Below are 10,613 nucleotides of genomic sequence, written 5' to 3'. Positions count from 1 at the left end.
CTGGGTTACCACTCGCGAATTTCAAATTCCGGCTGCTGTTTGGCGCTGGAATCGGTAATTTTCAGCTCCAGTTGCTTCGCTTCTGTGCCCTTGTTCAGAGTCATTGTGGCACCGCGCTTGTAAGCTCGGCCATTGGGCCCTTCACCGGTAAAGAAGGCACTGATTTCATGGTCACCGGATTTGATATTACCGAGATAAAGGCGCTGCACTCCGCCCTGATAAAGTGCCTCAGCTTGCTGATCTGTGTACAGGTAACTGGCCACCATGTCATCGTCGATTTTCAGCTTGACAGAATCCAGCCGGAAGTAGTGACCCACATCCATAGACACAAACACTGCCACCTGAGTATGGGTGGGGAACAACAGCTCCTCTTCAAGAATCAGCAAATCCCGGTTCAATTCCTGAACGCTTTGGGTCAGATCGGCAACAGTTTCCGGCTCAGAGGCAGGTGCCTCTGCACTGGTTTCGTTACTGGTTTCGGCACTGGCTTCGGAAAGGGGCTCTTGCGCAAGCGCAGGCAAGTAAAGCCCCGCCAACAATAAGGCAATCACTGTATTGTGTATTTTGGTCATATCAACGCTCGGTGGCCCAGGGGTTATTCACATTAGTTATTATTTTTCGGAAAACCGAGGCCGGGTCGCAACAGGGCCAGCAACGAGAACTGCGTCTCAAAAACCCTGCTACGGGGCGGTTTTCCAAGCTGTGGGGGCAGTCTAGCGGGGATATTGGGGAAACTTTGTGCTGTGACGCACAAGTTGGAGAACTGTATAAATATGAACCAGTGACTTCAAAGTTAGTACAGAATGCAAAGGTTATAGAAAACTACCCACATTTCTTGCTCGCACTATAGGCAAAAAATCAAGATACTATATTTTTATACCTTTAAAGATTCCAACCCGCCCGGAACACAGCCACCCCTCTTTTGTCTTGTGGGCATTCAGCTTGGGATTTTGCTTCTTGCGCTTAAACGTCTTATTACATACAGGGCAGAGGTAGACGTATATCGGCCCACCTTGAGAAAAACCAGCCGTTCTTCGCACCGATTCTACCCTTCTTGCAGGCCTTGCCTGCCTGCGTCCAGACGAACGATGCGGGATATCCAGACTATCAAGCGCTCCCAAAGATTGCGCGGATAACGCTGTGCCTCCAGAAGGACTAAGCTCTACCTGATAACGCGGTACAAAGACCTGATTAGTGATGGACGCATTATTTATCTGGTCAATCTTATAGGCCCGGATACCACCATCCTCAACCCGAACGCCAAAGAGAAGAATGTTGCCATTTTTGGCCTGCCTCAAGGAATATGGCTCGATAACACGGTTCTTTCTAACTCCACTTTTATCTGTGTAATCCAGATCAATACATAACCGGTTACCGGCAGCAAAGCGGATAATTTCTAACGAATTGCCGTTAAGCGCTTTCAATCCGAGCTGCCCGTATAGCGGCCTGAATACCTCACCGCTACTGGATACAGAGCCAAGCGGTGTTTTCTCAACGGTGGCTCGTCCTTCCAGCCAATCGAAAAACTCCGGCAATGCTTCCCAATACGCTTCAAGCGAGGGCAGTGCCGGTAACTGATGGGCCAGCATTGGTTCCCAGTTTCGATACAGTACCTCTTTATAACCGTCCATATCATGCAAGACCGGCATTTCGATGCCTTTATAAACGCATTTCTGAGACAACACCTCTTGAACCACTGCCGCAGGGGGCAGATGATCATTCCGGAACAGGTTGATCACGTCATACAAATCCCTTGGCCTCCCACGCTCACCAAGTGCTCTGACTTTCTCGCCAAAGACTTCGGGATAAGAGTAGCAATCAATATGAATTCCCCCTGGCGGCACATCACTATAAGTGTGAAAAACCTTTTGTTTCGACGGCGGTAAAACCAGCACCTCGTCAGCCGTCAAATCAAACTTGATCTTGGGGATACTGCGCTTGCCACTGGCAAAGTAGCTTTGATAGTAAACTCGCCCCTCGCAAGAATTACGACCTCTGGGGTTTGGATGCACATCAAAGATCAGTCTATCGACAGGAATTTCGATACCGGCCTCGTCGTAAAGCCACTCGGAAATAGAAGCAAACTGGGTTTTCAGAAAGGTCTCGTCGAGTTGCACCTCATCTTTGAGCGTGAAGTCCAGATCCTCTGAAAACCGGTAGGTTTCGAAGTAGCATTTTTTCAGGCAGGTGCCGCCCTTGAACACCCATGCATCCGACAGCTCTGCATTAGCATCCACTGCCGCCAACAGCCAGCCCAACACATAATCTTTTTCAACAACAGGTGGGGTAAGGCCGATTTCATCGGCTACACTCAGTATTTCGTCTTTGGTTATCACTGCTCATATCCCCTTGGCACCCACAAGCGCCATCGTGTTACCAACTTCCTGTCTTTCCCTGTTTTTTCGAGCTGCGCGTAACCGGTTGTTATGCGTTTTGAGCATTCTGTGACAAATGAGGAATCAAAATTCAGTCTTTCAGCCAGGAAGCCAAGCTTTTTAAATAAAGCACCACTGCCAATCTGAATCGCGTATTCGAGGAGTCGTTTTAAATCTTCAGAACCAGAATAGGATTTTTTGAACTCCATCATACAGTCCAAAGTATGCTGTAAGCCCGCCCCCAGGTAGGGATCATCAATAATATCCAGGATTGTTTTGTAAGGGTCTGAGATAAGCACTTTCTTACTTTCAACCCAAACCGTCTTTGTACCAAACAAACGGTTTTCAGCAATACGCTTAACAAAAAAATTGACGCCCTGATGCATCCGATCACCATAGGCCATTCGCTTATTGGTCAGAACACACACAGATCGGAATAACTGTTCCGTCAGCTCCCAATGCTCCAAGGCGCTCCAGCCTCCCACATAACCCGGCTCATAAAGCTCTGACACCAATACCCACGGATTATCCAGCACCTGAGTTTGCCCCAAAGCACTTGGCTGAATAGGCACATATAGTCCTCTTGCAACGCGCCTGATGACACCTTGCTTATGCCAGCCAGCCAACAGCTTCGCTGCGTGTGAGCGATCAAGATTAAGCGCACGCATGGCATCATCGACCCGAATAGAGCCAGATGTGGCGCGCAATAGGATAGACAGCCGCTGCTGTCTTGTTGAAACCTGCTCAATCATTTAACTATATATAAATACATATTGTTCATGATTATTGAAAATATCATGATTTTTTATATAACACTATAAAATAATGCAAATATATCCACCTAAAAGCGAATTTAGTGACTTTCAGTATAGTTTATTGTCTTCATTGGTCATTTAACACTGGAGCCTCTATATAACGGCATTGAGGCTCAACAATAACGGCTGGAAACGGGCCAGAAGGCAGCTGGATTTGCAGTTCGTGTCCACGACCTCAAGCACACATTTGGACGACGATTGCGCGCTGCCGGGGCTCCCTTGGAAACGTGGAAAATATTGCCAGGTCGATTGTACAGGATTGACTCACGCCATCCATGGCGTTCGGGCTTCGCCCGCCTTAGGCGCCCAAATCGGCTATCCTGCCGATTTGTCGAACCTGGGTAGGTTCTGCTGTACCTATACGACCCACCATACGCAAAAAGGCCACCCGTTTGGGTAGCCTTTTTGCGTATGGTGGGTCGTATAGGATTCGAACCTATGACCAATTGGTTAAAAGCCCGCCAAACAAATCTTAAATTATTGTTTTTATTGAACTTATGGTGGTTTCGCCCGTTGCAAATTTCACTATAAAGCACAACAACGCATAACTCAGTCCGGCAATAACCCGGCACGACTATATTGAGCTATCCATCACCCCTATGGCATAGATCCAATTGATAAAAACAAAGGCGCGGTACTGTTAATACTACCACGCCTATTGTATTTCAATAGGAAGGTCTACATTATCACCAAACAGCAGTCAGTGTCGGTTCCAACTGTTGCTTAACATCATCAGGCACAACAGCTCCAACACCATCAGGCACATCGAATGCAGCCATAGCATTAACCAGCTGCTCAACGTCATCGCGACTTAAGGTTTCTCCATCAGCTTGTATTTCATCCAGCTGATTATCTTGATCAAGGAACCAGTTATTGACTCTAACGCTTTCGTTGCTACCTATCAGATCGATGACCAGATGGTTGCCCTCTTTAGTTAACCATAAATCGTCATTGGTGATTCCTGAGGTGAATTCAAGTACATCTCCATCTCCTTCGCTAACGATGGTGTCATTGCCATCCCCCACTCCAAAGATGAAAGTATCAGCACCTGCTCCTCCTCTCAGAGTATCATTCCCTGCCCCACCGATGATGGTGTCATCTCCAGTAGAGCCCGTAATGTTGTCGTGGCCTGCGCCACCCTCGATGGAATCGATATCAGTGAGCGTAGTGTTGGAGAAATCCAGGGTGTTGTTGGAGCTGGTACCTAAAACTCGGTTAGTGCCAGCTCCGCCATTGATGGCTTCCACACCATCACTGGACAGGAGCGCTGAGACTGTAATGTCATCGTCGCCGCTACCACCCTCAATAGTATCGGTACCATCACCACCGATAAAACGATCAGAACCTTGATCAGTACCTTCCACGATGAAGGTGTCGTCACCAGCCCCGCCACGCAAGGTATCGTTACCCGAACCACCAAAGATGGTGTCATCTCCAGCAGATCCAGTGATGTTATCGTGGCCGGCGCCACCTTCAATGGAGTTGATATTGGTCAGTGTGGTGCTGGAGAAGTCCAGGGTGTTGTTTGAGCTGGTTCCTAAAACTCGGTTAGTGCCAGTTCCGCCATTGATGGTTTCAACACTATCACTGACCAAGAGTGCAGACACAGTGAAGTCATCATCACCTCTACTACCTTGAACAGTGTCAGTTCCATCTCCTCCGATAAAGCGATCAGCGCCTTGATCAGTGCCTTCTACATGGAAGATGTCGTCGCCATCACCACCACGAAGGGTGTCATTACCAATGCCACCGATGATGGTGTCATCACCCGCAGAGCCAGTGATGTTGTCGTGTCCTGCGCCACCTTCGATGGAAGCTATATCGGTGAGCGTGGTGTTGGAGAAATCTAGGGTGTTGTTGGAGCTGGTGCCCAAAACTCGGTTAGTACCTGCACTACCGTTGATAGCTTCCACACTGTCGCTGGCCAAGAGAGCTGAGACAGTAATGTCATCGTCACCGCTACCTCCTTGAACAGTGTCTGCACCTTCTCCACCGATAAAGCGGTCAGCGCCTTGATCAGTGCCTTCAACCAAGAATGTGTCATCGCCGTCGCCACCACGAAGGGTATCGTTGCCGGTACCGCCGATGATGGTGTCATCTCCAGCAGATCCAGTGATGTTATCGTGGCCTGCGCCACCCTCGATGGAATCGATATCAGTGAGCGTAGTGTTGGAGAAATCCAGGGTGTTGTTGGAACTGGTGCCCAAAATACGGTTAGTACCAGCACCACCTTTGATGGCTTCCACACTGTCGCTGGCCAAGAGAGCAGAGACAGTAATGTCATCGTCGCCACTGCCACCTTGAACGGTGTCTGTTCCTTCTCCACCGATAAAGCGGTCGGAACCTTGATCAGTGCCTTCCACATGGAAGGTATCATCGCCATCGCCGCCACGTAGGGTATCGTTACCGGTACCGCCGATGATGGTGTCATCTCCAGCAGATCCAGTGATGTTATCGTGGCCTGCGCCACCCTCGATGGAATCGATATCAGTGAGCGTAGTGTTGGAGAAATCCAGAGTGTTGTTGGAACTGGTGCCCAAAATACGGTTAGTACCAGCACCACCTTTGATGGCTTCCACACTGTCGCTGGCCAAGAGAGCAGAGACAGTAATGTCATCGTCGCCACTGCCACCTTGAACGGTGTCTGTTCCTTCTCCACCGATAAAGCGGTCGGAACCTTGATCAGTGCCTTCCACATGGAAGGTATCATCGCCATCGCCGCCACGTAGGGTATCGTTACCGGTACCGCCGATGATGGTGTCATCTCCAGCAGATCCAGTGATGTTATCGTGGCCTGCGCCACCCTCGATGGAATCGATATCAGTGAGCGTAGTGTTGGAGAAATCCAGAGTGTTGTTGGAGCTGGTACCTAAAACTCGGTTAGTGCCAGTTCCGCCATTGATGGCTTCCACACTGTCAATGGCCAAGAGAGCTGAGAGAGTAATGTCATCATCACCGCTACCACCTTGAACAGTGTCTGCACCTTCTCCACCGATAAAGCGGTCGGAACCTTGATCAGTGCCTTCTACATGGAAGGTATCATCACCATCACCACCTCGGAGGGTATCGTTACCTGTCCCGCCGGTGATGGTGTCATTCCCACCGGCACCATCGATATTATCGTGACCTGCGAGTCCCTCTATGCGATCGCTACCTTCCGTACCGGTTAAGGAGTTATTTGAGTTTGTGCCAGAAATTTCATTCAGGGTAGTTGAATCATTTACAGATATACTTACAGTCCCTGTATCAAAAACACTTCCATTGGTTAATTCATATTCGAAGGAAGCTGGGCCGCTGTAGTCTGAATTAGGGGAAAAAAGAATATATTCTTCGTCAAGCAGTCGAACGCTTCCATTCTCAGAGTTTGAAACACTAACAATCGACAAATCATTACCATGACTATCATGGTCATTAGCTAATAAATCATCAATCTTGATTAAGAGATTCTCATTTACTAGTGTTTCAATAGAATCATCTACTGCATTTGCAGAACTATCAACAGTTACACTTACAGTAACAGTGTCTGTTAATGAGCCATCAGTGACTGTGTAGTCAAATGATGCATCTCCAGCAAAACCTTCATCTGGAGTAAAATCAATCACCTCATTGTTTTGCATCAGTTGGACAACACCATTTACAGCGTTTCCAACTGAAGTTATGGTCAAGCTATCCCCATCTTGATCCAAATCATTAGACACTAACTCATGCACACTTAGTGAAACCGTACTACCCGTGACAGCAAGAACCTCTTCTGTTTCACCTTCTGGTGCATCATCTTCAGCTGCTACAGTAACAGTAACTGAGCCTGCGTCCTCCACATACCCATCTGTCACAGTGTATTCAAACGTGGCGTCTCCGTTAAAACCCGCTTCTGGCGTGAAGATGATTGTATTATCAACTGTATTTAATGAAACACTTCCGTTGATAGCACCGAACACACTTTTTACAGTCAAGGAGTCCTGGTCAGCATCAATGTCATTTCCCAGAATACTAGCAATTGGAATAATAACTTGAGTGTCTTCAACTCCACCTAATGTGTCTGCAATGGCTTCAGGGGGCGCGTTTACGATTACCCTAACGGAATGGTCAATTTGGTAAGTACCATCTGAATTCCCTATTGAATACTCTAAGGTGAATTCATCGTCTACGTCTTCAATTGATGGAGTGCCTCTATAACTTGCTTCGCCATATTGGTAGGTCACATTAATCCAGCTTGGAGGATTTTGGATATATTTAGAAGTACCCCCAGTCGTATCCACAAAACGTATTTCTCCGAAAGGAGACGCCCCAGTGAATTCTTCGCCCACATTTACTACGATGTTTTCTGGAGCAATTCTCGGGTCTTCGTTTGGAGTTTCTCCAACAACATTAAAGTCAAAAAAAGCTCTTACTTTACCGCCTCGCTTATCAACACCAGTTACCGACACTCTATAAAGACCTACTGCATCTCCTAGTGCGGCATCAAAAACAAGCTCGCCTGTCTCACGATTAATGGTTACCCAGTCATCAAAATCTACAGTATTTCCTGAAGGGTAGTAATAGCCATCCGGGGAACGATTGATTTCCGGGCCGGAAGATCCTTCGCTCTCTTCACCTGGCCCCTCACCTAGACCGCCGCGGCCGCCCTCTTCCTCTTCACCTGCATCATCCAGTATTAGATTCGTAAAGGGGTTATAACCAACGACATTTAACGAAACATATCTAATGTCATCGGAAGTGTCGACATCCTGAAAAAGGTCATCTGACAACAAAATGCTAAAGGTATCACCGACTGATACTGTGTAGCCCGCCGTACTGTTTGGGAAAAAATCCTCTTCGAACAAGGTTCCCACTGAGACATCTAGATCTTGCTCTTCTACATGTAAGGTGGGAGCTTGATTAGCTTCCATTTCAGCTAGAATTGTTGACATTTGAACTGATGAGCCGTCAGAAAACCGCAGCTCATCAATGACAAATTCTGTATCCGTGGAATTTTCGAGCCCTTTGGAATTATGAATCACTATGTTTGAGTCGGCCCAAGAGATGTTTAAATATGGCCTGTTATCCGAAGCCCAGAAATACAAATCTTCCGAGCTAACGCCCTCATCAAATACAATGACATCATGTCCTGAAAGATTGGACTCGTGTTCACCTATCCTCAAATTTGATTGAGCATTAACAATAAAAGTGTCATCACCCAATCCACCAGCCACATCATGATAGAACTCAACATCAATCTCAGGCGCATAGCTAACACCGATCTCAAATATATCATTACCATCACCGCCATATAGATTGTTTCTTCCAGCTCCAGTGATTAACCTGTCATTTCCATCTCCACCATAGGCAGCACTACTGTATCTTGACCCTTTTAGCCCTGCCGCTTGTAAGGTGTCATTCCCAGCTTCACCACGCAAGTTATCTCGCTCGCCAACAGCGACCAGATAATCATCGCCGCCCCCACCGAATATCTGGTCAAATTGGTCTGTACCGAAAATAGTGTCATCAAATTGGGTTCCTCTGATTTCGCCCGGCAGTCCATCTGACTGCCTCCGAAAATCCGTAGGTGGGGTAAACGACCATGAAACACCGCCATTAAATGAAGTAATGGTTTTAAGTTGCCCATCAGTAGACTGACCTGCATATCCTGAAACCTGAACCGTTGTAGCTTGATCAGGGGAGACTATGTTGCCTTCATCATCGGTGAAATAAACATCACCATAGCTGCCATCCAAATCGAGATAAGAAGCAACGCCCTGACCTAAGAATGTGTTTGAATCGAGCCCATCAATCCCACCTTTTGACCGAATGATTAAATTACCGTCTTGAGAAGCAACTAAAAAGGAATCAGGGGAAACGCCTGGGGTGGACAACCTCAAGTCAGTTTGAATAGCATCGGAGTTAACCGGTGATGCTGCTAACAGATCTTTCCGTGACACATTAGTGTCGCCGAATTGCACATTGGTAATATAGTTAAACGAAGCATTCGACATTACTACATAGTCGGAAAGCCCGGCACCGTAGTAAATTGTTGTTAATGTGTCAGTTTGATAAATACGAAGGTCACTCGCAGCCAAGCCACCGGAAAATACCAGGGTGGATGCACTGCTTGTATCATCTATCGTGGCACCGCCGTCACCAGATGAGAAGAAATATGTATCCTTTCCTGCACCTCCAGCCAAATAATCGTTTCCACTGCCACCAGTTAGCTTATCTTCGCCATCTGAGCCATAAAGGCTGTCATCTCCTGAGCCACCTATGAGTGTGTCATTATCTCCTTCGCCATCAATAACGTCATCACCCGCACCGCCTGCTAGGTAATCATCACCTTCCCCACCGATTAACTGATCGTTTCCTTCTCCCCCCCAAGCATGATCATCTCCTTCTTCTGTGTATATCTGGTCAACACCATCTCCACCAAATATTTGGTCATTGTCTTTGCCGGACTGAAGCTGGTCATCACCTTCGCCGCCATAAAGAACATCATCACCAGCGTCGCCAAAAATTTGGTCATTATCCTCCCCTCCATAGAGGCGATCATTGCCTGCCCCACCTGTAATAGAGTCCTCACCGGAGCCACCATATATAGTGTCATTGCCATGTTCACTTTCAGGCAGTAAATGATCATCACCCCACAGGATATCGTCTTCTGTACCACCATCGATAAAATCATCGCCACTATTGCCTGCAATGAAATCTTCACCAGAACCACCATATATTGTGTCATTTCCGTGTAAGCTGGCATCCAGGAAATTTTCATCACTTAGTTCTTTAGAGCGATCCCCAAATAAAACATCATTGCCTGCACCACCATGGATGACATCATTCCCAATGCCACCGCTGGCTTCATCATCGCCTTCACCGGCATCAATAAAGTCATTAAATTCAACGCCTTCCTCGCCGTCATTATTCCATGCAATTTCGCCAGTAATACTGGCACCATCATTATCTGGATCGCTATCATCTGTATTAGTCAATTCAATAAGAGGCTTGAACGAAGAATCTCCATAAATTACATCATCGCCTTTTCCTGCAACTATAGTGTCGTTGCCAGCATATCCACCAATAAAATCATCACCGCGCCCACCTAGAATTGTATCTGTAAACATACCTCCCGATAGAACATCGTTGTTATCTCCACCATCAATATAGTTTTCATCACCTTCTGATTCTGACTCAGATATATAGGTTTCAGAGTTTCCATGGTTTATAAGATCATAGGTTTCTTCAACAACATAATCTCCCCAGATATAATCGATTCCCGAGCCGCCGATTATTTTATCGCTGCCAGCATTCCCGTATCCAAAATTAATTTTTCCGTGGAGTGAATCGCCCCGGGTTGATTGGAGGCTAATTTTCTTGAGAGGATTAGCCAATGAACAAACGACCTGGATACTCACCCGAAGTGCGTGAGCGCGCAGTACGCCTGGTGCTGACAAGCGAA

General features: G+C 47.1%; 4 protein-coding genes. All 4 read right to left on the bottom strand.

Annotated features, from left to right (window positions below; translation table 11 throughout):
- Positions 1–5: 5 nt before the first annotated feature.
- The 4 genes from ACVBEJ_RS04375 to ACVBEJ_RS04360 all read right to left on the bottom strand — a co-directional run bounded on the left by ACVBEJ_RS04375 (position 6) and on the right by ACVBEJ_RS04360 (position 10,569).
- A complete protein-coding gene (locus ACVBEJ_RS04375; RefSeq protein WP_447128385.1) occupies positions 6–572 on the bottom strand; it encodes an AraC family transcriptional regulator in 567 nt (188 codons plus the stop codon).
- A 294-nt stretch (positions 573–866) separates the two neighbouring features.
- Positions 867–2,336 (bottom strand): nucleotidyl transferase AbiEii/AbiGii toxin family protein, encoded by a 1,470-nt coding sequence (locus ACVBEJ_RS04370; RefSeq protein ID WP_447128384.1) that lies wholly within the window; start codon positions 2,334–2,336, stop codon positions 867–869.
- On the bottom strand, positions 2,333–3,127 hold the full coding sequence (locus ACVBEJ_RS04365; RefSeq protein WP_447128383.1) for a type IV toxin-antitoxin system AbiEi family antitoxin domain-containing protein: 795 nt from the start codon (positions 3,125–3,127) through the stop codon (positions 2,333–2,335). The genes ACVBEJ_RS04370 and ACVBEJ_RS04365 overlap by 4 nt, the downstream gene beginning before the upstream one ends.
- 749 nt (positions 3,128–3,876) lie before the next feature.
- Positions 3,877–10,569 (bottom strand): cadherin-like domain-containing protein, encoded by a 6,693-nt coding sequence (locus tag ACVBEJ_RS04360; RefSeq protein WP_447128382.1) that lies wholly within the window; start codon positions 10,567–10,569, stop codon positions 3,877–3,879.
- Positions 10,570–10,613: the final 44 nt, after the last annotated feature.

The organism is Porticoccus sp. GXU_MW_L64, from assembly GCF_052983295.1.
The sequence above is the reverse complement of the archived record's forward strand: the minus strand, read 5'-3'. Positions and strand labels throughout refer to the sequence as shown.